This is a genomic window from Amycolatopsis sp. YIM 10, assembly GCF_009429145.1.
Lineage (GTDB): Bacteria > Actinomycetota > Actinomycetes > Mycobacteriales > Pseudonocardiaceae > Amycolatopsis.
This window is the reverse complement of the sequence record NZ_CP045480.1, coordinates 8,702,902-8,727,845: the sequence shown is the minus strand read 5'-3', so window position 1 is coordinate 8,727,845 and position 24,944 is coordinate 8,702,902. Positions and strand designations below refer to the sequence as shown.

Genomic DNA, 24,944 nt, shown 5'->3' with positions numbered 1-24,944 from the left:
CCCGGTGCGCCTGACCCGGCGCGGGGTGGCCGTGCTGGTGCTCGCCGTGGTGCTGCTCGGCGCCGGGATCTGGGCCGGGCACCCGATGCTGCGCGCGCTCGGCGGCATCTGCGCCGGCGCGGTGCTGGTGGCCGTGTCGCTGGTCGGCCGCAGCCCCAAGGTGGCGGTGTCGCGCGCGGTCTACCCGGACCGCGTCGAACGCGGCCGCCCGGCGCTCGCGCGATTGCTGGTGCGCAACGAAGGCACCCGGCGGCAGGCCGGGTTCACCGCGGGCGACCGCGTCGGCTCGGGCGTGCGCGCGGTCGGTGTGCGCGCGCTGGCTCCCGGCGCGGAAGCCGTGTACCACTACGAACTGCCCACCGAGCAACGCGGCAAGTTCGAGGTGGGGCCGCTGGTGCTGGAGCGGTCCGATCCGCTCGGCCTGGCCAGGAACCGGCTCGCCAGCGGGGATCCGGTGACGCTGTGGGTGCACCCGCGCCGCCACCCGGTGCGCGCGATCTCCGGCGGGCAGCCGCGTCACCACCACGAAGGCCGCGCCGCCGACGACGCGCTGCACGGCTCGCTCGACCTCCGCGAGGTGCGTGAGTACGTGCCCGGTGACGAGATTCGCCACCTCCACTGGAAGGCCACCGCGCGCACCGGGAGCCTGATGGTGCGCGAATTCGCCGACCCGGACCAGCCGCGGCTGACCCTGTTGCTGGACACGCGGGCCGAGCGCGGGTTCGAGGACGCCGTCGAGGTGGCCGCGTCGATGCTGAACGCCGCCGCGTTGGCCGGACACCGCTGCCGCCTGGTCACCCCCGCCGGGCTCGACGTGTCCGCTTCGGACGGACCACAGGGGGCGCGGCGGCTGCTGGACGAGCTGTGCGTGGCCGAGGCCGAACCGGCGCAGATCTCGCTGGTACCGCCCGCGTTGTCGTTGTCGCGGTCGCGCGGTGGCGCGCTCGTGGTGGTCGCCACCGGCGAGTCCGACGTGGCGGCACTGGCCCGGCTGCGCCCGTTCTACCCGGTGTTCACCGTGTTCTCCTTGGGCGGCAGGATGGACAGCGTGCCCGGTGCGCGCCTGCTCGAAGGGCCGTCCGCGACGGGCCTGCTCCAGCGGTGGAACGCGGTGGTCAAGTGAAGTCGAGGGTCGAAACCGCGGGCGTGCTGCTCGCCGGTGCGGTCGCCGGACTGCTCTTCGCCCCGGTTTTCGGGTTCGCGGTGTTGCTGCTGCCGATCCTGGTGATCACGCTGGTGACCTTCGGCGTCGCCGAACTGGCCACCCGGAAGCCGTCGCTGGTGTCGTGGCGGCCGCTGCTGGTCGCCTTGGCCGGGCTGCTCGGGCTGATCGAGTCGGCGCTGTTCCCGACCACCGCGGGCGGCGTGCCCACCGGGGAAACCTTCGGCGCGTTGTCCGCCGGGCTCACCGAATCGTGGCGGCTCGCGCTGCAGTCCACCTGGCCCACGCGGCCGGACGCGCAGCTGTTCCTGTTCGTGCCGCTGGCCGTGCTGGCGGCCGCGGTGCTCGGGATCGAACTCCTGCACCGGACCAGCAAACCGTTGCCGGCGCTGCTGCCGAGCCTGGCGGTGTTGTGCTTGAGCCAGCTGTATTCCGCGATGCCGGGTACTTCGGCCGTACCGGGCGCGATCGGGTACGCCGCGGCGGCGGCCATCGCGCTGGCGGCGGGCGCGCGCTGGTCGAAGACGGCGGTCGCGGCCATCGCCGCGCTGGTGGTGGTCGCGGTCGGCGGCGCGGCCGCGGCGGCGGTGTTCGATCCGCTGGACAAGCCCGCGTATTCGTTGAAGGAGAACGAATCCGCGCCGATCCCACCGGCCAGGGTGGCCAGCCCGCTGGCCGAGATCGGCGCCCGGCTCGGCGCGCCGGAGGTGCCGCTGTTCCGGTACACCGCGAACGCGCCGGTCGACCGGTGGTCGCTGGTGGTGCTGGACACCTTCGACGGGGTGAACTGGAAGCCCGGCGGGGAGTTCCGGCGGCTCGGCGCGGAGATCCCGCCGGGACCGGGGCTGACCGCGCCGGTGATCAAGCGCGAAGCGACGATCAGCACCGGCGGGCTGGGCGGGCCGTGGCTGCCCAGCCAGGCGTGGCCCGCTTCGGTGACCGGCGCGGAGCCGTTCGTCGAGGAAGGGCGCGGCACGCTGCTCGGCACGGGCGCACCGGCCAGCTACCAGCTGAGCTGGTGGGAGGCGCAGGTCAGCGGCAAGCTGCCGGACGACGCGCCGATCGATCCCGGCGCGCCGGGCGGTCTCGGCGGGGTCGGTGCCATTCCGCCCGGTATCAGCGAACTGGCCGACCAGGCCACCGGCGGGCAGCGCCCGTCGTTCCGGTCGGCGTTGCTGCTGGAGCGCTTCCTCAGTGACAACTACCGCGTGGTCACCGGCGCGGACCGGCCAACCGGGCATTCCTGGCCGCAACTGCGGCACTTCCTGCTGGACGGCAAGCAGGGCACCAGTGAGCAGTTCGCCGCCGCTTACGTCGCGCTCGCGCGGATCGAGGGCATTCCGGCGCGGCTGGTGGTCGGCTTCCAGGCGCCCGCGCTGCCCGGTCCGGACGGCGCGTTCCAGGTGCGCAACGTCGACGTGCTGGCGTGGCCGGAGGTCGCGGTCGCCGGGGTCGGCTGGGTGGCGCTCGACCCGACCGGCACCGCGGCGAAGAGCCGGGCCGGTGGCGGACTGGCCGAGGTCACCGCGCAGGCCCGCGATCGACTGCCCGATCCCGAAGCGCTCGACGGGCCGGAGACCGACGACGGCACGTCCGCGCCGACCGAGCCGGAGGCGGCCGAAGACGGTGGCCTGCCGCTCACCCTGCTGCTGGCGCCGGTGCTGGTGGTGCCGCTCGGCTGGCTCGGGGGAGTGCCGCTGCTCAAACGGATCCGGCGACGCCGCCGTCGTCGCGCGGCCGGGAACGGCGCGGTCGCCGGTGCCTGGGCCGAGGTGCGGGACCGGCTCCGCGCGCACCGGGTCCCGGTGACCAGCGGGATGACCGTGCGCGAACTCGCCGACGCCACCGCGAAGGTGGCCGATCCGTCCACTGTGGAGGGAGTGCGGGTGCTGGCCGGTGCGGTGGACGCCGCGCTGTGGTCCGGTGCGATGACCGGCCCGGAGCTGGCCGAGTGGGCGTGGCGGGCGGAAGCGGAAGTCCGAAAAGGACTGTCGCGGCGCCCGTGGCGGGACCGGGTGCGTGCCGCGCTCGACCCGCGCGGCCTGCGTTCCTAGGTTTTGCAGGTGGCCCCGCGGATCGGCCTTGGCGGGGTTTCCACCGTTTGCGCGCCGTTTGTGCCCTGGATGGCGAAGCAGTAGGGGAGATCGCGCGACACCGGCACTTCGAGCGTGTGCTTGCGCTCGGCGTAGACCGTGCGGTTGGGCTGGTCGGCCGGCGCGATCACCACGGCGAAGTCCAGCACCTCCGGGCTCGACCAGGTCAGCTTCACGGTGTCCCCGAGGTCGACCGGCTCGTCGAGGGTGAGCTGCGGCTCCTTGGACGGCGTGGGCACCAGCGGCGGCAGTTGCGCCGCACCCATCTCCGCCTGCGGTGGGGTGCTCGCACGCTGGGACAGCAACAGGATCGGCGCCGCGGCGAGCAGGGCGAGCGCCGCGGCGATGCCGAGGATCAGGCCGAGCTTGCCGTGGCGGTCCGCCGGTGCCTGGCGTTTCGCCGGGGGCGGCCCGATCACCTTGATCGGCGTCCGCGGCAGTTCCGGTTCACGCAGCCACGACAGCTCCTCGGTGACCGCGGCCGCGCTGTCCGGCCGGTCATCGGGATCCTTCGCCAGCAGGCGGCCGAGCAACGCGCCGAGCTGCTCGTCCTGAACCGGTTCCGGGTCCACGTGCAGCACCTTGAGCACGCGCTCGCCGTCCTGCTCACCGGGCTGGAAGCGGAACGGCGGCTCGCCGGTCAGCGCGAACCGCAGCACCGCGCCGAGGCCGTACAGGTCGGTGGCTTCGTCGGCGGTGCCGTCGCGCACGGTCTCCGGTGCGGTGAACTCCAGCCAGGGCAGCACGTCGCGAGGGAAGGCGGCCCGCAGCACCACACCGAAGTCGGCGACCAGCGGCTCGCCCGTGTCGCGGAAGAGCAGGTTGCCGGGGTGCACCCCGCCGTGCACGATCCCGGCCTGGTGCGCGGTGGCCAGCGCGGCCGAGAGGGTCAGCCCGATGGTGACGGTGTCCTCGGCCGACAGCGGGCCGTTGCGTGCGACGAGCTGGGCCAGCGACTGCACGCAGCGCTCCATCCGCAGCGCGGGCTTGCCGTCCGGCAGCACCTCGACACCGTCGGGCACCAGGATCGGCCTGGCGTCGCCGAGGGTGCGGAGGGCGGCCAGTTCGCCGTCCAGGTCCGCGCGGGTCTGCCGGTCCAGCGGTGCCGGGAAGGTCTTCAGCGCGCTGCCGCCGTCGGCGTACACCACCGCGACCGGGCCCTCGCCGATCGTTTCCATGGTCACACTATTCCGTGTCGGCGGCGGCATTGGCCACCGCGCGTCCGGTTGTTGCCGGGGTGACGCGGTCTACCAGCGTTTCGATGAGGTCGTCCAGTGGAAAGGGGGCGAGCACCTCCGGCAGCGTCAGGTGTTCCACCACCAGGCCGGTCATCGCCAGGTAGAGCAGCAGCACGGTGTCGCGGTCGCCGGGCAGTCCGGCTTCGAGGTGGAAGTTGATGTTCTCGGCCAGGTTCGCCTTGAGCGTCTCGGTCAGCGTGGCCTGCAGTTCGGGGCGGCGCGTCGCTTCGAGTCGGAGTTCGAGCAGCGCGAGGTAGTTCTCGCGGCCGTCGGAGAGGCGCCGCACGATGTCGCGCATCAGGCGGTTGACCAGTTCGCGGTCGCGCGGGGCTCGCATGATCTCGTCGATTTCGTCGGCTCCGGGCCCCAGTCGAAGATGAATGCGCTGGCCGGCCTGGGTGAGCAGGTCGTCGCGGTTGGCGAAGTAGTTGGACGCGGTACCGACCGGGACCCCGGCCTCCGCGTCGACCGCGCGGAAGGTCAGTCCGCGCGCGCCTTCCCGCGCCAGTACTTCGATGGTCGCGTCGACGAGCGCCGCTCGCCTGGCCTGGTTGCGCCGCATGGCCGCAGACTACTACGCCTGAAGTGGTCAGGCCAGTGCGCCGGTTCCCGATCTTCCTCGGGTGCCCTTTTGCCCACTGAACCGTATGCTGTACGGTACAGCGCACGGAAGGGAGTCCGATGAGTTCTGACGAGTTCGCCGTCCAAGCCGACGGCCTGCGAAAGCGGTATGGGGACAAGCTCGCCCTTGACGGCTTCGACCTGCGCGTACCCCGCGGATCCGTGTGCGGTCTGCTCGGCCCGAACGGGGCTGGGAAGACCACCTCGGTGCGCATCCTCGCCACCCTCGTCCGCCTCGACGGGGGTCAGGCGCGCGTCGGCGGGTTCGACGTGGCGACCGAGGCGCACCGGGTGCGCCGCACCATCGGGCTGGTCGGCCAGCACGCGGCGGTCGACGAGGTGCTCAGCGGCCACCAGAACCTGGTCATGTTCGCGCGCCTGCACCACCTCGACCGGCGCGCCGCGCAACGACGAGCGGTCGAACTGCTCACCAGGTTCGGCCTCGCCGATACCGGGAACAAGCCGGTCAAGTCCTACTCCGGCGGCATGCGCCGACGGCTGGACCTCGCCGCGAGCATGATCCTCGCGCCGGCCGTGCTGTTCCTCGACGAACCCACCGTCGGGCTGGATCCGCGTGGGCGCAACGAGGTCTGGGAGGCCGTGCGCGAGCTGGTCGCCGACGGCACAACGGTCCTGCTCACCACGCAGTACCTCGACGAAGCCGACCAGCTCGCCGATCGCATCGCGGTGATCGATCACGGCCGGGTCATCGCCGAGGGCAGTCCGGCCGAACTGAAGTCGCGGATCGGCGGTGACCGGATCGACGTCATCCCGCACCACGCGGCCGACCTCACCAAGGCCGCCCAGGCGCTGAAGTCCGTGCTCGGCGGCGAACCGGACGTCGACGCCGACACGCGGCGGATCAGCGTCCGCGTCACCGGGCACGCCGCGACGCTGCCCGCCGTGGTGCGCGCGCTGGACGACGCCGGAGTCCGCCTCGACGATCTCGCCCTGCGCCTGCCCACGCTCGACGAGGTCTTCCTTCAGCTCACCGGCCGGACGGAGGCAACTGTATGACTGGTATGACCGGTATGACCACCACGGACCACGGTGTCCGCTGGCTGCTCGCCGACAGCTGGACCCTGACCCAGCGCGGTTTCGCGCACTGGGCGCGCAATCCGGGGCCGATCATCTTCGGCCTGCTGTTCAACGTGCTGATCGTGCTGATGTTCGCCTTCCTGTTCGGCGGCGCGATGCAGGTCCCCGGTGGCGGGGACTACCGCGAGTTCCTGCTGCCCGGCATGTTCGTGATGACCATGCTGTTCGGGGTCGGCATGACCGCCGCCGCGGTGCTCGCCGACGTCGAGCGGGGGGTCACCGACCGGTTCCGCGCGATGCCTATGGCCTCGGCCTCGGTGCTGGTCGGGCGGGCCGTCGCGGATCTGGTGCTGGCGGCGGTCACCCTGGTGGTGATGGTGCTGGCGGGGCTGGCCATCGGCTGGTCCGCGCACGGCTCACCGGGTGACACGGCGACCGCCTTCGCGCTGATCCTGTTGCTGCGCTTCGCGTTGATCTGGGTCGGTGTCTACATCGGACTGTCGTTGCGCGGGCCGGAGGCGATGACCGGCGTGCAGACGCTGGAATTCCCGGTGGGTTTCCTGTCCAGCGCCTTCGTCTCGCCGGGCACCATGCCGGGCTGGCTCGGTGCGATCGCCGAGTGGAACCCGCTGTCGGCCACCTCGACCGCGATCCGCGAACTGTTCGGGAATCCCGGCGTGACCGGGGATTCGTGGGTGGTCCGGCACGCCGCGGAAATGGCGCTGGCCTGGCCGCTGATCCTGCTCGCGGTGTTCCTGCCGCTGTCGGTCCGCGCGTACCGGCGGCTCAGCCGGTAGGCCGCAGCACCCAGCCCAGCAGATCGAGCAGCGGCACCCGCGCCAGCCGCTCCGGCCACTGGGCGGCGGCGAGCCGGAGCACGAGTTCCTCCGGCCGCACCTCGATCCCGGTCAGCCGCAGTCCTTCCGGAAACTCCGGCAGCTCAAGCGAAATCGGGTCGACGCGGGGCGGCAGGCGCAGACCGGCGACGCGGAGTCCACGGGGGACGAGGACCACCGCGTCGCCGGTCAGCGTTGGCTCCAGGTCGAGATGACCGAGCCGCGGTGCCTTCGCCCAGCGGATGCGGGCGAACCCGCCGGCCAGTTCGGCGACCAGGTCCGGGCGCAGTTCCGCGACCCGCCCGGTGACCACCTCCGCCGCGACCCTGACCTCCAGCTCCACCGAGGCCGGGGTCGCGGTGATCGAGGGCAGCGACCGGATGCGGACGTCCCGGCCGAGCACGGTGACCCGCCGCAACGGCACCTCCGGCCAGCTCACTTCCTCGGCCACCAGCCGGACGTCCCCGAGCTTGCCGGCGGCCAGCCGCAGCGTGTCCGCTTCGTAGTCCAGTTCGGTCACGGTGAATTCGACGTCCCGGCCGTCGACCCGCACGGCGAGCCGACGCCCGGTCACCCGTTCCGCGGCCGTGCGCAGGATCGCCGCCGGGCTGAGCGCCGTTCCCGGCACCAGCGCCGCGGCCAGTCCGGCCAGTTCGCCGAACAAGTTCCCGCCGTCCATCCCCCCAGTGTGAACCAGCGAAAAAACCCGAATCCCGTCAACCCCCCAGTTCTGTCAGACCCCCACCCTAGTCTCCCCCCACCAACAACCAAGGGGGAAACCATGCACCACACCACCCACCAACCCGCCAGCCAACCCGCCAAACACGACGCCGAGCACACCTTCGTCCACCCCGAGCACTGGCGCCGCCTGATCCACCCCCGCCGCGGCGGCCTGCCCGTCCCGCCCCCGCAACCAGGTAGACAGGTGCTGACCCAACTGGAACCACTCCTGCCCGCCCTGCGTGACGCAGTGGACAACCCGCTCGGCGAGCCCGCCCCGGCGAAGGCGGCGCTGGCCGTCATGGACGGTGAGCCCACTCCGCTCGGGGCCGCCGCGCTGGCCGCGCTCGTCGCCGCGAAGCCGATCACAGCCCCGAAAAAGAGCCGGATCGAGCGGATCGCCGACCTCTGGCTGCTCGATCACGGGTACGCCTTCGCCGCCGAAGCCGCCGCCTGCCTCCCGCTGCTCACCGCCGGTTTCGACGCCGCCGGTCTGCACGTGCGCGAGGAGATCCCGCCGTCGCGGAACTGCGGCCTGCCGTCGGATCCGGTGCTGCACCGGCTGCGCGCGCACCTGGCAGCGGCGTCCGAAGTGGACTATCAAACCGCCGTCGGCGTGCTGGCCGGGCGTCGGCACACTCCCGGTCAACGTGGTGTCGCCGCGTTTCTCGCGCCCGGCCAAGCGGAATGGGTGGCGGAGTTCGTGTCCGAAGCGCTCGCGCTCGGCCACCGGGCCCCGGCCGAGTCGGTGTTGTGCACGCTGGGCACCGGCGCCCAGCTGGCCGCGGTGTGCGCGGCCGACACCATGGCCTGGGCGCTGCGGAATCCGCGAGTGATCCCCACCCTGGTGGACGGGGTCGGCGTGGTGTCGGTGCCCGTGCTGGCCGAATGGGCCACCTACTACGGCGCCGAGACCACCAAGCGGGTCGCCGAGGCGCTGGCCGTGCTCCCGGCCGACGAAGCCTTCGAGCGCCTGCTCGACCTCGCCGACCTGCGCCCGGCCAGGGAGGCGATACCCGTTGCCATGAAACGGTTTCCGGTGCGTTCGCTGCGTGTGCTCACCCGGCGCTGCGCCGGGCGGTCGAAACCGGCGAGGTTCGCCGCGCGCCTGCTGACCGCGCGGGTGCTGGCCGATCCCGAGGTGGTCGACGAAGCTCTGCCCGCGCTCGACGCGCAGGCCAGGGCGATGATCGACCGGGTGCGCGCGGAACGCCGCCCGTACCCCGAGGCACCCGAGGCGGACTTGCCCCGCCTGCTCGTTGTGCCGCCGTGGGCGAAACCCCGTGCGGTCACCGAACAGGTCGTGCTCGACCTCGATCCCGGTGAACCGTCGGTAGCGTGGGCATCCGGCGAGCGCGAGGCCTGGCGCACCGCGCAGACCTGGGCCTTCCAGCAGCCCGGGGCCCTGGAGAAGGCCGTCGAGCAGCTGCGCACCGGCGTGCTGGACGCCCATCTGACCGGCCAGCTCCTCGCGCACGGCCCGGATGAAGTGTGCGGGCCGTTGCTGGACCGATGGCGGCCGTCCGATCTCTGGTTCGCCGAATCCTGGCTGCCACCCGCGCTGGCCCGCCACGAACTGGCGGCCCTGCCGCTCGCGCTGCACGTGGCCAGGGCGATTCCGCAGGCCGCGGGCGAATTCCTGGCTCCCTTCGCCGGCGCCGAAGTAGCCGCGTTGATGGCCGACTGGCTGGCCCGGCTCAAAGGACGCGCGCGTGAGGTCGCGTTGAACTGGCTCGACCGGCACCCTGCCGCCGCCGCCCGCCTGCTGATCCCGGCCGCACTGGGTGAGCCGGGCCGGGCGCGGTCCGCCGCCGAGGCCGCCGTCGACCACCTCGATCCGGCCATTGTGGACAGAGCGGCCCGGGCACACGGCCGGGCCGCGGCCACCGCGATGGCCAGGTTCCTGGCCACCGATCCACTCGACCGGCTGCCCGCCCGCCTCCCCGAACTACCCGACTGGGCCGAACCGGCCGCGCTGCCGCAACTGCTGCTCGACGGTGAACGGGCGCTGCCCGTGGCCGCGGTCCGGCACTTCCTCACCATGCTGGCGATGTCCCGTCCCGGTGAACCGTACGCGGGCGTCGAGGTGGTCACCGGCCTGGTCGACCGTGGCTCGCTGGCCCGCTTCGGCTGGGAGCTGTTCGAGGCGTGGCAGGACGCCGGCTCGCCGAGTTCGCACGGCTGGCCGCTCAGCGCGCTGGCCTGGCTCGGCGACGACGAAGTGGCGCGCCGGCTCGCGCAGGTCGTCCGCGCGTGGCCGGGCGAGGGCGGGCACAGCCGGGCCGTGCTCGGCCTGGACGTGCTGGCCGAGCTGGGCACCGACACCGCGTTGATGCAGCTGCACGCGATCGCGCAGAAGGTGAAGTTCAAGGCGCTCAAGGCCCGCGCCACCGCCAAGATCACCGAGGTGGCCACCGGGCTCGGGCTGACCGCCGAGCAACTGGCCGATCGGCTGGTGCCCGGCTTCGGCCTGTCCGCCGACGGCAAGCTCCGGCTGGACTACGGGCCGCGCCAGTTCTTCGTCGGGTTCGACGAGCAGCTCAAGCCGTTTGTCACCGACGCCGACGGCAAACGCCGCCGCGAGCTGCCCAAGCCCGGCGTCCGCGACGACGCCGAACTGGCCCCGGCCGCCAGGAAGCGGTTCGCCGCACTGAAGAAGGACGTGCGCACGGTCGCCGCCGACCAGGTCCGCCGGCTCGAACGCGCGATGGTGCACCGTCGCGAATGGACGGTCGACGAGTTCCGGCGGTTGTTCGTCGAGCATCCGCTGCTGTGGCACATCGCCCGCCGCCTGGTCTGGCTCGCCGAGTCCGGTGCCGGTGCGCGCGCCTTCCGCATCGCCGAGGACCGCACCTTCGCCGACGTCGCCGACAATCCGCTCCACCTGGCCGAAGGCGACGCCGTCCGGATAGCCCACCCGGTGCACCTCGGCGAGACCGTGGCCGCCTGGGCCGAGCTGTTCGCCGACTACGAGATCCTGCAACCGTTCCGCCAGCTCGGCCGCGAGGTCCACAAGCTGACCGCGGACGAACGCGCGAACAACCGGCTCGACCGGTTCGCCGACCGCACCGTGCCCGCCGGCAAGCTGTTCGCCCTCGGCCGGTCCGGCTGGGAGCGGTCCGCCGCGCAGGACAACGGCATGCGGCCGTGGTTGTTCCGCCGTGTCGGCGAAGCACACGCGGTGGTCATCGGCCTCGATCCCGGCATTCCGTTCGGCCTGGTCGACGAGTTCCCCGAGCAGCGGATCACCGCGGTCTGGCTGAACGACCGGCCGCACGGCGAACTGCTGCCGCGCGTGCCGGGCCCGTGCTTCGGCTCGCTCGACCCGGTGACGGCCTCCGAGGTGCTCGCCGAACTCACCGAGCTGATCGAGCCGGTCCGATGACCGCGCCGAGCCGGGTCCAGCGCCCGCCCGCCGAAGTGCGTCACGCCGAGGAACTGGCGCGGCTGCGCGAAACCGATCACGATCCCCGGCCGCCGGGCTGGGCGCTGAGCCCGCGTGCCGCCCGCCGGTTCATCGTCGGTGACGAGCGCGCGGGCATCCGCGGCAAGTTCGTCGGCGATCCGTCCCTGGTGGACAGGGCGCTGGTGGCGCTCGCGACGAACCGCGGCCTGCTGCTGATCGGTCCGCCCGGCACCGCGAAATCCCTGCTGTCCGAACTGATCGCGGCCGCGGTCAGCGGTGATTCCACGCTCATCGTGCAGGGCGGCGCGGCCACCACCGAGGACCAGATCAGGTACTCCTGGAACTACGCGATGCTGGTCGCCGAAGGCCCGTCACCTCGCTCGCTGGTCCCGGCGCCGATGCTGCGCGGTATGCGCGAGGGCCGCGTGGTGCGGTTCGAGGAGCTGACCCGCTGTCCGCTGGAGGTCCAGGACTGCCTGCTTTCCCTGCTGTCGGAACGGGTGCTGGCGATTCCCGAGCTGCCCGGAGAGCACGCCGCGGTGTTCGCCGCGCACGGCTTCAACGTGATCGCCACGGCCAACACCGGCGATCGCGGGGTCAACGAGATGAGCACCGCGCTCAAGCGGCGGTTCACCTTCGAGACGGTGTTCCCGATCGCCGACTACGACACCGAACTGGAACTGGTCCGAGCCGAGTCCGCCGCGCTGCTCGACCGGTCCGGTGTCGGCGCGGCCCCGGATCGCGACCTGCTGTCCGTACTGGTCACCACCTTCCGCGAGCTGCGCGAGGGCACCGGCGCCGAGCGTCCGTCGGCCGTGCTGAGCACCGCCGAGGCGGTTTCGGTGGCACACGCGGTCGGTGTGCGGGGCTGGTACCTGCGCGGCGAGCCGGGCACCGCGGCGGACCTGGTCGAATGCCTCGCCGGAACCGCGGTGAAGGACAGCGAGCCCGATCTCGCCCGGCTCCGCCGCTATCTCGATCACCACGTCCCTCGCAAGCAGGGCGCGCACTGGCGCGCGCTGCACGAGGCGCGCGATCGGCTGCCCGGCTGATGGCCGCCACCTTTCTCGGCGTCCGCCACCACAGCCCGGCGTGCGCGCGGCTGGCCGGTTCCGTGATCGACCGGCTGCGACCGGCGCACGTGCTGGTCGAGGGCCCGGCCGAGCTGAACGGCAGGCTCGGCGAACTGCTGCTCGGGCACGAGCTGCCGATCGCGGTCTTCAGCCACTACCGCGACGACCACCGCACGATGGCCTCCTGGAGCCCGTTCTGCGAGTACTCGCCGGAATGGATCGCGCTCACCACCGGGCTGGCGGTGGGCGCGCAGGTGCGCTTCATCGACCTGCCCGCGTGGCATCCCGCGCTGGCCACCCGCCGCAACCGCTACACCGACGCCGAAGACCGGTACGCCGACGCGGTGGCCCGGCTCTGCACCGCCTTCGCCGTGGACAACGTGGATTCGTTGTGGGATCAGCTCTTCGAAGTCGAACCACCGGACGGGCTGCCCGAGCGGTTGACCGCCTACTTCGACCTGCTGCGCGGTGGATCCGAGGCCGATGAGGACGACGCGGCGCGCGAGCGGTACATGGCCTCATGGGTGCGGGCCGCCGTCGCGGACGCCGGTTCGGCGCCGGTGGTCGTGGTCACCGGCGGTTTCCACCGGCCCGCGTTGGAACGCCTGGCCGAGGGCGGTTCCGACGGCTGGCCGGTGGTGCCGTCCCCGCCGCCCGGCGCCACCGGCGAGAGCTTCCTGGTGCCGTACTCGTTCAAGCGGCTGGACGCCTTCACCGGTTACCAGTCCGGTATGCCGTCGCCGGAGTACTACCAGCTCCTGTGGGAAAGCGGTCCGGACGCGGCGGCGGCCGGGCTGATCGAGGCGGTGGTGACCAGGCTGCGCCGCCGCGGTCTCCCGGTGTCCACCGCCGATCTGGTCACCGCGCACGCCCTGGCCGCCGGGCTGGCGAACCTGCGCGGGCACCCGCGGCCCGCCCGCGCGGACATTCTCGACGCGCTCGCGAGCGCGCTGATCGCGGACGACCTCGAACAGCGGCTCCCGTGGAGCACCCGCGGGCCACTGCGGGCCGGCGCGCACCCGGCGGTGGTCGAGATGGTCGCCGCGCTCAGTGGTGAACGCACCGGCCGCCTGCATCCCGGCACCCCGGCCCCGCCGCTGGTCCGTGCGGTCACCACCGAGCTGGCCGAACTCGGGCTCGACGGCGACGGTCCGGTCCACCTCGATCTCGGCCGCGACGGGCATCGGAGCCGCGTGCTGCATCGGCTGCGCGTACTGGACGTTCCGGGTTTCGAACGCCGGCGCGGCCCGTGCTCGGGTGCCGATCCGGTGGGCACCGAGCACTGGCGGCTGACCGTGACGGAACTGCGCCTGCCCATGCTGATCGAAGCGGGCGCGTACGGTGGCACCCCGGCGGACGCGGCCGCCGCGGTGCTCGCCGAACGAGCCGCGGGCGCGGAGGTCGGCGAGCTGGCCGCCGTGTTGTTCGACGCGGTGCTGTGCGGGGTGGTCGAACTCGCCGAACAGGTACTGGCGGAGCTGCGGACCGGGCTGGCCGCCGCCACCGAGCTGGGTGCGCTGGGCCGGGTGCTGGCGGTGGTGCTCGGCCTGTGGCGGCACGGTGATCTCTGGCACACAGCGGGCAGCGAGGCACTGGCCGAGGTGCTCGTCGCGGCGGTGCCCAGGGTGCTGTGGCTGGCCGAGGGTGTGCGCGGTGTTTCGGCGCCCGCCGACCAGGACAGGCTCGACGCGATGGTGGCCCTGCGCGACACCCTGCGGTACGCCACGCCCATGCTCGACAGGGCGGCCGTGCTCGCGGCGTGCCGTCGGATAGCCGCTGATCCGGGTGCGCCACCGGATCTCCGCGGTGCGGCCTTCGGACTGGTCTGGGCTTCGGGCGAGGCCGGTGATCCGGTGCTCGCGATCCCCGGCGGGCCGCGCACCGCAGGCGACTGGCTGGCCGGGCTGTTCGCGCTGGCCAGGGCGCAGGTGCTCGCCGGGAGCCAGGTGCTCGACGTGCTCGACGATCTGGTCAGCGGCATGGGGGACGAGGATTTCCTGATCGCGTTGCCCGCCCTGCGTCAGGCGTTCGCCTACTTCCCGCCGTACGAACGACGGCAGCTCGCCGCCGCACTGCGCCGCCCGGCACCCGCCCCGCCGCCCGTGCCTGCCGACCCGGGTGTCGAGTCCACAGTGGACAAGATGTTGCGAGCGGAGGGGCTGTGCTGACCGAACCGTCCCGCTGGCGGCTGGTCCTCGGTGAACCGGCCACCCCGCACACCGGTCCGCTCACCGGTGCGTCCGCCGAACGCGACGCCGCGCTGGACTGGTTGTACGGCCGGGATCCGGCGCTGGCCGAGCGCGGTGAGCGGCGTGGCGGTTCCGGCGCGCCCACACTGACCACAGTGGACTGGCTCGACGGCGTCCACCGGCTGTTCCCGCGCGCCACCGTCGAACGGCTGGAGCGCGACGCCGTCGAACGCTACGAGCTTCACGAGGTGGTCACCGATCCGGCGGTGCTGGCCAGGATCGAACCGAATCCCACCCTGCTGCGGGCGATCCTGCGCACCAAGCACCTGATGCACGAGGGCGTGCTCGCGCAGGCGCGGCGCATCGTCGAGGCCGTGGTCGCGGACCTGACCACCAAGCTGGCCACCGAACTCGGCCGGGCGCTGTCCGGCACCAGGACGAGGCGGCCGTCGACGTTCCGGCGGGCGCGCGACTTCGACTTCCACGGCACGATCCGCGCCAATCTCGCGCACTACCGGCCCGGCACCGGGCGGATCGCGATCGAACGCCCGCTGTTCGTCTCCCGCACGCGCCGCCACGCCGAGCGCTGGCAGCTGGTGCTGCTGGTGGACCAGTCCGGCTCGATGGCCGGTTCGGTCATCCACGCCGCGGTCACCGCCGCCTGCCTGTGGGGCGTGCCCGGGTTGAGCACGCATCTCGTGGCCTTCGACACCGAACTCGCCGATCTCACCTCGGAGGTGACCGATCCAGTGGAACTGCTGATGAAGGTGCAACTCGGCGGCGGCACGGACATCGCTCGCGCCGTCGCCTACGCCGCCACCCTGGTCGAAAACCCGCGCCGCGCGATCGTCGCGGTGATCAGCGACTTCTTCGAGGGCGGCAACGAACAGGAGCTGGTCCGCTCGGTGGCCGGGCTGACCGGGCAGGGCACCCGCGTGCTCGGGCTGGCCGCGCTCGACGAGGAGGCGAACCCGGTCTACCACCGCGAACTCGCCCAGCGGCTGGCGAACGCCGGCGCGTTCGTCGGCGCGATGACCCCGGGCGAGCTGGCCGGTTTTGTCGCGGAACGGATCGGGCGATGACCCGCCGGGACCTGCTCGCGCTCACCCCGGCCGCGCTGGTCGCGCTCGCGAACCGCGGTCTGGTCAAGCGAGCGGTCAAGGAACTGGACGCGGGCGCCGTCCCGTCACTCGACCTGTCGGCGGACGGCGCCCTGCACGGCCGATTCGCCGACGGTTCGGAGACCGTGTTGCCCGCCGACGCGGGATTCGACGGGGCTGGTTGTTCCTGTGGTGCCGTCGGCGCCTGCCGTCACCGGGTCGGCCTGGTGCTGGCGTACCAGCGCCGCCATCCGCCGGGGGAGCTGGTGGTCACCTCACCCGGCGCGATCACCGACGAGGAACTGTCGGCCGCCTTCGGCAATCGGGCGATAACCGCCGCGCGGCGCCTGTACCGCGCCGGGTACTCGGCGCGCGTTCGCCGTCCGAGCGCGGCCGATCCGGTGGCGGAGGTGGAGCTACCCGCTTGCACGGTCCGCTTCCTGGTGCCGGGCGAGCTGGGTTACGTGCACACCGAGGCCACCGCGGCGAAGCGCGAGCAGACGATCGTGCTCGCGGTATGGGCTTGCCGGGCCGCCGACGAGACCGTGCCGGACGTGCCGGAGGTCCGGCTCGATGTCGGCGGCGCCGGGACGCGGTCGGTCACCGGGCTGGAGCCCGCGCTGGTGGTCGCCGAGCGCCTGCTGCTCGAAGGCGCGGCCGACGCCGGGCCGGTCCTGCTCGCGAGCCTGGACCGGTTGCGCGCGGATCTGGAAGCCGCCGAGCTGCGCTGGCCCGCCGCCGCGGTGGCCGAACTGCGCGAGCAACTCGGCTTCCACCGTTCGCGCAGCGCGCACTACCGCGCCGGGCGCTTCGCCGAGCTGCTGACCGAACTGCACGCGCGCCACCGGGCGGCGCTGTCCGGGGCGAGCCCGCGCTCGCGGGTGCTGGGCACCGGTGAGCCGGGCGAGACGCCGCTGCGGCGGGTGCGCCTGACCAGCCTCGGGTGCCGGATCTCCGGTGTGCCGGGCGAACGTTCGGCGGAGATCTACTTCGCCGACGCCCGCACCGCGTCGGTCCTCGTGCTGCGACGCACCTTCGCCGTGCCCGACGGCGAGACGCGCACCGGGCACGACCTCGCCACTCAGCGGATCAACGGCACGTCGCTGCTCGGGCTGGCGGGGTCGAACGTGGTCTCGGAGTCGGCGTACCGCAGCGCGAGTCGCGTGCTGCGCCTGGCTTCGGCGCGCGTCGCGCAAACCACCACCACCCCGGTGGGCGATTCGTGGGTGAACCTGCCCGCTCCGCTGGTCGTCCGCGATTACCGCGCCTTCGCCACCGAAATCGCCGCGCTGCCGCCGCACCTGATCCGCCCGCGCGTCGCCGCCGAACTGGTGCGCGTGCTGCACATCGCCGAGGTGCGCCGGATCAGCTACCACCCCGGCGACCAGCGCCTGGAGGCCGTGATCGCCGATGCCCTCGGCACCTCCGCGATCGTCTCGGCGCACTACTCGGAGCACCGCCCCGGTGCCCTGGACGCCCTCGCCGCCGCCCTGTCCACCACCCCGCACCACCTGAGCGGTGCCGTCCACCAGGTCAGGGGCTCGCTGGTGGTCGACCCCATCGCTGTCCTGACCGCCACCGGCCTCACCCACCCCGACCTGGCCGCCGCCGACACCCCCATCGCACTGCCCCTCGCCCCGGCTCCCGCCCCGGACCCGATCAGCACCGCGCTGACCCTCCTTTCGGAGGCCGCCCACCAGGGCCTGCTGCACACCGAGCCGACCCCAGCCCTCACCGAAGCCGCCTCGGCCCTCACCGCCGCCGGCTACCCCTCCGCCGCCAGCGCCGTGTCCGCCTTCGCCGATGCCCTGACCACCCGAACCGCCCTCAGCCCCACCTGGCTGACGGCGCACCTACGCCTGACCCTCACCGCTCCACACCCCTGATTCCCACACCACACCCTTGACCCACTCCACCCTCGAGCAGTCGAGTCTCCATTCGAACAGCGGCCTACCAGGCCAGTCGACGGAGCTGGGTAGCGTGGCGGACATGAGCAGGCCGCACCTGACCCATTGGGGCGCGTTCCAGGCGAGTTCCGACGGCACCCGCCTGACCGAGGTCCAGCCCTTTCCCGGCGACCCCGAGCCGAACGGGCTCATCCACAACGTGGCCTCCGCCCAGCACCATCCCACCCGGGTCGACCGGCCCTACGTCCGCGCGGGCTGGCTCGAGCACGGGCCCGGCAGCGCGCGCCGCGGCACCGAGCCCTTCGTGCCGCTCGACTGGGCGCGGGCCGAGGAACTGCTGGGCGCCGAGCTGCGCCGGGTGTACCGCGACCACGGGGCGCGGAAAGTCTTCGGCGGGTCCTACGGCTGGGGGAGCGCCGGTCGCTTCCACCACGCCCAGAGCCAGGTCCACCGCTTCCTCAACACCCTCGGCGGCTACGTCCGCTCCTTCGGCACCTACAGCTACGGCACCAGCGAAGCCCTTCTCCCGCACATCCTCGGCGACGCCTGGGCGATCATCCGCGGCTCCACCTCCTGGGAGCAGATCGAGCGCCACACCGACCTGGTCGTCGCTTTCGGCGGCATTTCGGCCAAGAACGCGATGATGTCCTCCGGCGGCGTCGCCCGGCATCGGATTCGCTCTCGCCTGGCGCGGGTCAGGGCATCCGGCACGCGCTTCGTCTCGATCAGCCCGATCGCCGACGACACCCCGCCCGAGGCCGAGGCGGAGTGGCTCGCCCCGCGCCCCGGTACCGACGCGGCGCTGATGCTCGGGCTCGCGCACGTGCTGATCACCGAGGAACTGGCCGACCGCGCCTTCCTCGACCGCTACACCGTCGGCTACGGCAAGTTCGCCGCCGACGTCATCGCACAGGGACGCACACCGGAATGGGCCGCGGCACAAACCGGTCTGCCCGCCGAGCGCATCAAACACCTGGCCAGGGAAATGGCCGCCGGTCGCACGATGATCTCGGTCAGCTGGTCGCTGCAACGCACCCGCTTCGGTGAGCAGCCGCTGTGGCTCGGCGTGGTGCTGGCCGCGATGCTCGGCCAGATCGGCCTGCCCGGCGGCGGGTTCGGCCACGGGTACGGGTCGTCCGCCTATCCCGGCGAGGGCGGCTCCGCCGTCTCCCTGCCCGCGCTGCCGCAGGGCCACAACCCGGTGCGGGAGTTCATCCCGGTCGCCCGGATCGCCGACATGCTGCTCAATCCCGGCGCCCCCTACGACTTCAACGGCCGTCGACTGTCCTATCCGGACATCCGGCTGGTCTACTGGTGCGGCGGCAACCCGTTCCACCACCACCAGGACCTGGCCCGGCTGCGCGAGGCGTTCACCAGGCCGGAGACGATCGTCGTGCACGACCCGTTCTGGACCTCGACCGCGCGTCACGCCGACTTCGTGCTGCCTTCGACGATGACCGTGGAGCGGGACGACTTCGGCATGGGCAACGCCGACGCCGAGCTGTGGGCCATGCCCGCGCTCACCGCCCCGCACGGCCAGGCCCGCGACGACTACACGATCTTCAGCGCACTGGCCGCCCGGTTCGGCGTGGAGCGGGAGTTCACCGAGGGACGCGACGCGCGCGCCTGGCTGGAGCACCTCTACTCGAACTGGCGCGAGGACGTGCCCGACTTCGAGACCTTCTTCGCCACCGGTGTCGCCGAACTGCCGGTGCGCCCGGTGGACCAGGTGCTGCTGGCGGATTTCCGCGCGGATCCGGATGCGGCGCCGCTGCCCACGCCGAGCGGCCGGATCGAAATCCACTCCGCGACCATCGAAGGCTTCGGTTATCCGGACTGCCCAGGTCACCCGGTCTGGCTCGACCCCGGCCCCGAACCGGCGGATCGCCCGCTGTTTCTGCTGGCCAATCAGCCGAAGTCCCGGCTGCACAGCCAGCACGACGTCGGCACGCACAGCCGCGCCACCAAGCACCGCGATCGTGAGCCGCTGCGCATGCACCCGGACGACGCCGCCGCGCGAGGTCTCGAAGACGGCGCCATCGTGCTGGTGCGCGGCGAACGTGGTGCGTGCCTGGCCGCGGTCGGGCTGTCCGAGGCGCTGCGGCCCGGCGTGGTCCAGTTGTCCACCGGCGCCTGGTACGACCCGGACCCCGAGGACCCGGCGTTCTGCCGCCACGGCAATCCGAACGTGCTGTTCGCCGACGTGCCGACCTCGGCCCTCGCGCAGGGCTGCGCCGGTGCGTACACCCGCGTCGAGATCACCGCCTACGATGGGGAACTGCCGCCACTCACCGTGCTTGAGCCACCGCCAAGCCGGAACTGAGCCAATTTGGCACCGGACTGGCGCGCTCTGACCTTGTGTGATCCGAATCCGGTTCATTGCCCCCAGCTTGCGATGGTGCCAATGTGATGCCATCATCGTGCCATGGATTTGACGCCGTATGTCGACAACCTGCGTGCCGAGCTGGCGATGGCCGCCGAGGCCTCGGGCGACCACGCCCGCGAGCTCGCCGAGCGCCTGACCGGGCCGCTGGAGTCGGCGGTCCGGCTCACCCTGCTGGAGGCGCTGACCGCGGCCGCCGAGGAGATCACCCGTGATCTCGCGCCCGGTTCGGTGGACCTGCGCCTGCGCGGGCGCAACACGCCCAGCTTCGTGGTCACCGCACCCGTGGCGCCGTCGGCGGGCGCGCCGGAGCCTGAAGCGCCGCCCGTCGCCGACGACGACGGGCCGTCGGCCCGCATCAACCTCCGGCTGCCGGAGAACCTGAAGCAGCGGATCGAAGAGGCGGCCGGGGCCGAAGGGCTGTCGATCAACGCCTGGCTGGTCCGGGCGGCGGCGTCGGCGCTCGCACCCGGTGATCGCCGCGGTCGCGGACGTCAGGGACAGGGGCAGTGGGACGTTCTCGGCGGCCAGCGCCTCACCGGCTGGGTCCGGTAGCCCGCACACTCCACATCGGACACCTGTCAGGGGACGACCATGCCTGTTTTCACCACACCCCAGCCGATCACCGTTCGCCTCGACCTGCCGGTCGGTGACGCCAGGATCATCGCCGGGGACCGCGCCGACACGGTGGTGGAGGTGCACCCGGGCAATCCGGGGAAGAAGCACGACGTCGAGGCCGCCGAGCGGACCACCGTCGACTACAGCGGCAACCGGCTGGTGATCCGGGCGCCGTCGACCAAGTCCTCGCTGTTCGGGCGGAGCAGCTCGGTGCGGGTCACCGTGGAACTGCCCGCCGGCTCGACGATCCAGGCCGACGCGCAGTGGACCACGTTCAGCACCGAGGGCAGGCTCGGCGACTGCCGGTTCACCACCGGCGGCGAGGTGCGGATCGACCGGACCGGTGCGCTGTGGCTGAACTCGAGCGTCGGCGACGTGGTGGTCGAGCACGCGGACGGCGACGTCGAGGTGACCGCGGGCTCGGGGCAGGTGCGCATCGGCGAGATCACCGGTGGCGGGGTGATCCGGAACTCGTCGGGCAGCTGCTGGGTCGGCCGGGCCGGCGGTGACGTGCGGCTGAACACGGCCAGCGGGCACATCACCGTCGACCGGGCGGACGCCGGGGTCGAGGCGAGGACGGCGTACGGCGAGATCCGGATCGGCGAGGTCTCGCGAGGCGTGGTGAAACTGGAGACCTCGGCGGGTGAGATCGAGGTCGGCATTCGCAAGGGCGTCGCCGCCTGGCTGGACGTGAGCACCGGGTTCGGCCAGGTGAGCAGTGAACTCGACGACGCCGGCGAGCCGTCGGGCGATCCCGCGGACACCGTGGAGGTCCGCGCGCGCAGCGGCTACGGGAACATCCGGATCAACCGCTCCCGCTGACCGGTCAGGGCTTGGTGCGGGTGTCGGCCAGCGCGATGGCTTCGGCGAGCGGGGTGGTGCCGTTCGCGCGGGCCCGGGTCAGGAGCAGGTCGGTGGTCTGTTCGATGCCGCCGACCTCGGCCGTGGCGCGGTCGTGGGACAGGCCCCGGATTTCCCTGGCCAGCGTGTAGATGATGCCCCCGGCGCTGGCCACGAAGTCCGGGATCCAGGTGAAGCCCTGGCTGTCGAGGCGGTGGGCCACCGAGTCCTCGGTCAGCTGGTTGTTCGCGGGCCCGACGATCAGGGGCGCGGTGAGCAGGCTGATCACCGACGGCGTCAGCACCCCGCCGACCGCGGCGGGCACGAAGATGTCGGCCGGTTCCGCGGGCGCGTCTTCGGGGTGCACCCAGCCGTAACCGAGTTCCTGGGCGTGTGCGCGCGCGGCATCGTCCACATCGGACACAACAACCACGGCGCCGTCGGCGGCCAGCGAGGCGGCCAGTGCGCTCCCCACCGCGCCGAAGCCGCTGATCACCACCTTCCGCCCGGTCACCGAGGCGCTGCCGAACACGTGCCGCGCCCCGGCGCGCAGGGCGGCCAGCACGCCGACCGCGGTCGGCCCGCTCGACGAGCCGACACCACCGTGTGTGGCGGGCAGGCAGAAAACCTGCGCGGCGTGGCGGCGGAGGATCAGCATGTCCGCCGGCCCGGTGCCCACGTCCGGCCCGGGAATGTACGAGCCGCCCAGCGAACCGATCAGCTCCCCGAGGTCCTCCAGCGCCGCGAGCCGCAGTTCCGGTGACGTCGTGGCGGGCAGCCCGACCACGCTCTTGCCGCCGCCGAACGGCACCCCGGCGACCGCGCACTTCAACGTCATCGCCTTGGCCAGCCGCAGTGCGTCGGCCAGTCCGTCGCGCCAGTCGGGGTAGTGCCGCAGGCGGCAGCCCCCGATCGCGGGCCCGAGCGACCGCGAGTGCGCGGCCACCGTGATCGGCAGCCCGGACCGCGTCCCGCGCCGGAGCACGACCTCCTCGTGCTCCCAAACTCCTGTGGTCGACAAATCGCCCTCCTACTTCGAAACTGAACAACCAGCCACCGCTGAAGCTAGCCAGAAGCGCAGGACGAAGGCATGATCACCGAACGATATTCGGCACAGGAGGACACAGGCCATGCTGGATGAACTTGATTCGGCGATCGTCCGGCATCTGCAGGAGGATGCACGGCAGTCGAACCGCGACATCGCACGCAAGATCGGCATCGCGCCGTCGACCTGCCTGGAGCGCACGCGACTGCTGCGTGAACGCGGGGTGATCCGCGGTTATCACGCGGACATCGACCTGCCCGCGCTCAACCGCGGCGTGCAGGCGCTGGTCACCGCGCAGGTGCGCCCGCTGAGCCGGACGGTGATCGACACGTTCTGGCAGTCCGTGGCGAAGCTGCCCGAGGTGCTCTCGGTTTTTGTCACCGCGGGCAGCGACGACTTCCTCATGCACGTGACCGCGCAGGACATCGAGCACCTGCACTCGTTCCTGGTCGACCGCCTCGCCAAGCGCCGGGAGATCGTCAGCTTCCGCACGTCGATCGTGTTCCAGCACCTGGCGAAGAACGTGCTCGCCCCGCTGCCGGAGGGCTAACGGCGCAGCAGCCGGGGCAGCTCCGGGGAATCGGTGTCCAGCGGCACGGTGCCCGAGCGCACCAGGCCGAGCTGCACGGTCTGCCGCTTGCCCATCGCCTCCAGTGCCCAGTCCACCGCGGTGCGCACACGGTTGCCCGGCATCGCCATCAGGTGGTAGCCACGGGTGACCACCTTCGCCGGGAACCCGGAAAGCGGGATGTGCAGCGGATTCGCGGCCGCCTGCCACTCGCCGAGGTCGACCACGAAGCCGAGGTCGCGGTGGCGGTACTTCTTCAGCGGCGCGCCCTTCAGCGACGCCGCCACGTTGCGCCCGGCGAGCTTGCCCTGCCGCTGCGCGTGCTGCGCGGTCATCGTGGTGATCTGGCCCGGCCTGGTCAGGTCCGGCACGGCCGCGGCGTCACCGCAGGCGAACACGTCCGGGTGACCGGGCACGTTCAGGCAGGCGTCGGTGACCAGCCTGCCCTTCTCAGTGTCCAGTCCCAGCCCGGAAACCAGCGGGTCCGGGCGGACGCCGACGCACCACACCAGCGTGCGCGACGGCACGAACTCGCCGTTGGTCAGCTTGACGCCCGTCCGCTGGGCTTCGTCGATCGAGGTCTCCATGAGCACCTCGACCCCGCGCCCGCACAGGACCCGGTCGGCGGTGCGGGAGAGGCGCTCGTCCAGTTCGGGCAGCACCTTCGGCGCGAGGTCGAGCAGCAGCCACCGGATCGGCTGGTCCGCCAGTTCCGGGTGCCGTGCGGCCAGCGCCTTGGTGAACGCCGGTCCCTGCGCGGCCACCTCGGTGCCGGTGTACCCGGCGCCGACCACCACGAACGTGCAGCGCTCGGCGCGTTCGGCCGGGTCGTCGGCAGCGGCCGCCAGTTCGATCTGCCGGGTGACGTGGTCGCGCAGGTACAGCGCTTCCGGCACGCCGCGGAAACCGTGCGCGTGCTCGGTGACGCCGGGGATCGGCAGCAGCTTGTTCACGCTGCCGGCGGCCAGGATCAGCTTGTCGAAGCCGAGCTTGTGCTCGCCGTCCTCGGGATCGACGTAGGTCAGCTCGTGCGAGTCCAGGTCGGCGTCGGTCACCTCGCCCAGCACCAGCCGGACCCCGCGCAACGTGCCGGGCAACGACACCGACACGCGCCGCGGGTCGATCACGCCTGCCGCGACTTCGGGCAGCAACGGCAGGTACAGGAAGTAGTCGGTGGGGTTCACCAGGACGATCTCGTGCTCGTCCGGGCTCAGTTCCTTGGCCAGTGTCTTCGCGGCGTGGTAGCCGGCGAACCCGCCGCCGACAACGACCACCCGTTTGCGTGCCATTACGCCTGCCTCCTGGAGATCGTGTCCAGTCAGGGGCGTACCCGGCGCAGGTCCGGTGAAACCTAGGAGGGCTCGCGCAGGAGGTAGGTGTCCATGATCCAGCCCTTCTCGGCCCTGGCCTCGGCTCGGCGCCGTTCGATCTCCGGGCCGAGTTCATCCAGCGGGCCCGACAGCAGGATCTCGTCGTCGGTGCCGAGATAGGCGCCCCAGAAGATCTCCAGGCCCTCGCCGTAGTACTGCTGGAAGGTGCAGTTGGCGTCGAGCAGGACCACGGCGTCGCCCGGCCGGTCCTCGGCGAGCCTGCGACCGGTGGTGAACTGCACCGGCTCGCCGATCCGGTTCAGCGGGATGCGGTGCCGCGCGGCCAGGGTGGACACGCTGCTGATGCCGGGGATCACCGAATAGTCGAGTTCCACCTCCCGCGAGACGGCTTCGACCAGGGTGATCGTGCTGTCGTAGAGCGCCGGGTCGCCCCAGACGAGGAACGCGCCGTGCCCGTCGGCGGGCAGTTCGTCGAGGATCAGCCGGGTGTACAGCTCGACGCGCAGCCGGTGCCAGTCGGCGACGGCGGCCCGGTAGTCGGCCGGGCGGCGGTCGCGGTCGGGGTCCTGGGCGTGCACCACGCGGTAGTCGCGGCCGTACCGGTCGAGGACGCGCTCGCGCAGGTCGACCAGGTCGCGCTTGGCCGCGCCCTTGTCCAGCACGAAGAACACCCGCGCCCGCTCGATCTCGCGGATCGCCTGCACGGTCAGCTGATCGGGGTCGCCCGCCCCGATGCCGATCACCGATATCTTCCTCACCGCCGGGAGTCTGCCTTA

At 72.4% G+C, this 24,944-nt stretch carries 19 protein-coding genes; 13 read left to right on the top strand and 6 right to left on the bottom strand.

The window, feature by feature from the left end:
• Nucleotides 1–4 precede the first annotated feature (4 nt).
• Both YIM_RS40370 and YIM_RS40365 read left to right on the top strand, forming a co-directional pair.
• Nucleotides 5–1,123, top strand: coding sequence for a DUF58 domain-containing protein (locus YIM_RS40370; protein ID WP_153035377.1), 1,119 nt, complete (start codon nt 5–7; stop codon nt 1,121–1,123).
• Complete coding sequence (locus YIM_RS40365; RefSeq protein ID WP_153035376.1) at nt 1,120–3,216, top strand: transglutaminase domain-containing protein; 2,097 nt, start codon at nt 1,120–1,122, stop codon at nt 3,214–3,216. The genes YIM_RS40370 and YIM_RS40365 overlap by 4 nt, the downstream gene beginning before the upstream one ends.
• Here the strand turns inward: YIM_RS40365 and YIM_RS40360 are convergent.
• Both YIM_RS40360 and YIM_RS40355 read right to left on the bottom strand, forming a co-directional pair.
• Nucleotides 3,213–4,433: a protein kinase gene (locus YIM_RS40360; protein WP_194239908.1), complete on the bottom strand. Its 1,221-nt coding sequence runs from the start codon at nt 4,431–4,433 to the stop codon at nt 3,213–3,215. The genes YIM_RS40365 and YIM_RS40360 overlap by 4 nt on opposite strands.
• A gap of 7 nt (nt 4,434–4,440) precedes the next feature.
• The gene (locus YIM_RS40355; protein ID WP_153035374.1) at nt 4,441–5,055 is read right to left on the bottom strand and encodes a TetR/AcrR family transcriptional regulator; all 615 of its coding nucleotides are present in this window, start codon (nt 5,053–5,055) and stop codon (nt 4,441–4,443) included.
• Nucleotides 5,056–5,174: 119 nt separating this feature from the next.
• Between YIM_RS40355 and YIM_RS40350 the strand changes: the two genes are divergently transcribed.
• A complete protein-coding gene (locus tag YIM_RS40350; RefSeq protein ID WP_153035373.1) occupies nt 5,175–6,131 on the top strand; it encodes an ATP-binding cassette domain-containing protein in 957 nt (318 codons plus the stop codon).
• Between the two features lie 5 nt (nt 6,132–6,136).
• Nucleotides 6,137–6,949, top strand: a complete 813-nt coding sequence (locus tag YIM_RS40345) for an ABC transporter permease (protein ID WP_153037551.1) — start codon at nt 6,137–6,139, stop codon at nt 6,947–6,949.
• Here YIM_RS40345 and YIM_RS40340 read toward each other — a convergent pair.
• A complete protein-coding gene (locus tag YIM_RS40340; protein WP_153035372.1) occupies nt 6,939–7,667 on the bottom strand; it encodes an LmeA family phospholipid-binding protein in 729 nt (242 codons plus the stop codon). The genes YIM_RS40345 and YIM_RS40340 overlap by 11 nt on opposite strands.
• 246 nt (nt 7,668–7,913) lie before the next feature.
• On the opposite strand from YIM_RS40340, the gene YIM_RS40335 reads away from it, so the two are divergent.
• The 8 genes from YIM_RS40335 (at nt 7,914) to YIM_RS40300 (ending at nt 21,206) form a co-directional block, all read left to right on the top strand.
• Nucleotides 7,914–11,093, top strand: a complete 3,180-nt coding sequence (locus YIM_RS40335) for a DUF4132 domain-containing protein (RefSeq protein WP_153035371.1) — start codon at nt 7,914–7,916, stop codon at nt 11,091–11,093.
• Nucleotides 11,090–12,166, top strand: coding sequence for an AAA family ATPase (locus YIM_RS40330; protein WP_153035370.1), 1,077 nt, complete (start codon nt 11,090–11,092; stop codon nt 12,164–12,166). The genes YIM_RS40335 and YIM_RS40330 overlap by 4 nt, the downstream gene beginning before the upstream one ends.
• Complete coding sequence (locus YIM_RS40325) at nt 12,166–14,355, top strand: DUF5682 family protein (RefSeq protein WP_153035369.1); 2,190 nt, start codon at nt 12,166–12,168, stop codon at nt 14,353–14,355. Before YIM_RS40330 ends, YIM_RS40325 begins: the two co-directional genes overlap by 1 nt.
• Nucleotides 14,349–15,458 (top strand): VWA domain-containing protein, encoded by a 1,110-nt coding sequence (locus YIM_RS40320; protein ID WP_228004319.1) that lies wholly within the window; start codon nt 14,349–14,351, stop codon nt 15,456–15,458. Before YIM_RS40325 ends, YIM_RS40320 begins: the two co-directional genes overlap by 7 nt.
• Nucleotides 15,455–17,362 (top strand): hypothetical protein, encoded by a 1,908-nt coding sequence (locus YIM_RS49785; RefSeq protein WP_153035368.1) that lies wholly within the window; start codon nt 15,455–15,457, stop codon nt 17,360–17,362. The genes YIM_RS40320 and YIM_RS49785 overlap by 4 nt, the downstream gene beginning before the upstream one ends.
• Nucleotides 17,363–17,465: 103 nt before the next feature.
• Entirely contained in the window at nt 17,466–19,706 is a 2,241-nt protein-coding gene (locus YIM_RS40310) for a molybdopterin-dependent oxidoreductase (protein WP_153035367.1), read from the top strand.
• Between the two features lie 102 nt (nt 19,707–19,808).
• Nucleotides 19,809–20,321, top strand: coding sequence for a toxin-antitoxin system HicB family antitoxin (locus tag YIM_RS40305; RefSeq protein WP_153035366.1), 513 nt, complete (start codon nt 19,809–19,811; stop codon nt 20,319–20,321).
• A gap of 39 nt (nt 20,322–20,360) precedes the next feature.
• On the top strand, nt 20,361–21,206 hold the full coding sequence (locus YIM_RS40300) for a DUF4097 family beta strand repeat-containing protein (protein ID WP_153035365.1): 846 nt from the start codon (nt 20,361–20,363) through the stop codon (nt 21,204–21,206).
• 4 nt (nt 21,207–21,210) lie between these two features.
• Here YIM_RS40300 and YIM_RS40295 read toward each other — a convergent pair whose 3' ends face one another.
• Nucleotides 21,211–22,245: a Glu/Leu/Phe/Val dehydrogenase dimerization domain-containing protein gene (locus YIM_RS40295; RefSeq protein ID WP_153035364.1), complete on the bottom strand. Its 1,035-nt coding sequence runs from the start codon at nt 22,243–22,245 to the stop codon at nt 21,211–21,213.
• 112 nt (nt 22,246–22,357) lie between these two features.
• Here YIM_RS40295 and YIM_RS40290 point away from each other — a divergent pair, with 112 nt between their 5' ends.
• Nucleotides 22,358–22,819 carry an Lrp/AsnC family transcriptional regulator gene (locus YIM_RS40290; protein ID WP_153037549.1) on the top strand — a complete coding sequence of 154 codons (462 nt, stop codon included), beginning with the start codon at nt 22,358–22,360 and terminating at the stop codon, nt 22,817–22,819.
• Here YIM_RS40290 and YIM_RS40285 read toward each other — a convergent pair.
• Both YIM_RS40285 and cobF read right to left on the bottom strand, forming a co-directional pair.
• Complete coding sequence (locus YIM_RS40285) at nt 22,816–24,126, bottom strand: NAD(P)/FAD-dependent oxidoreductase (RefSeq protein ID WP_153035363.1); 1,311 nt, start codon at nt 24,124–24,126, stop codon at nt 22,816–22,818. The two genes, YIM_RS40290 and YIM_RS40285, sit on opposite strands and share 4 nt — an antisense overlap.
• 62 nt (nt 24,127–24,188) lie before the next feature.
• Nucleotides 24,189–24,926: a precorrin-6A synthase (deacetylating) gene (gene cobF / locus YIM_RS40280; protein WP_153035362.1), complete on the bottom strand. Its 738-nt coding sequence runs from the start codon at nt 24,924–24,926 to the stop codon at nt 24,189–24,191.
• Between the last annotated feature and the right edge of the window lie 18 nt (nt 24,927–24,944).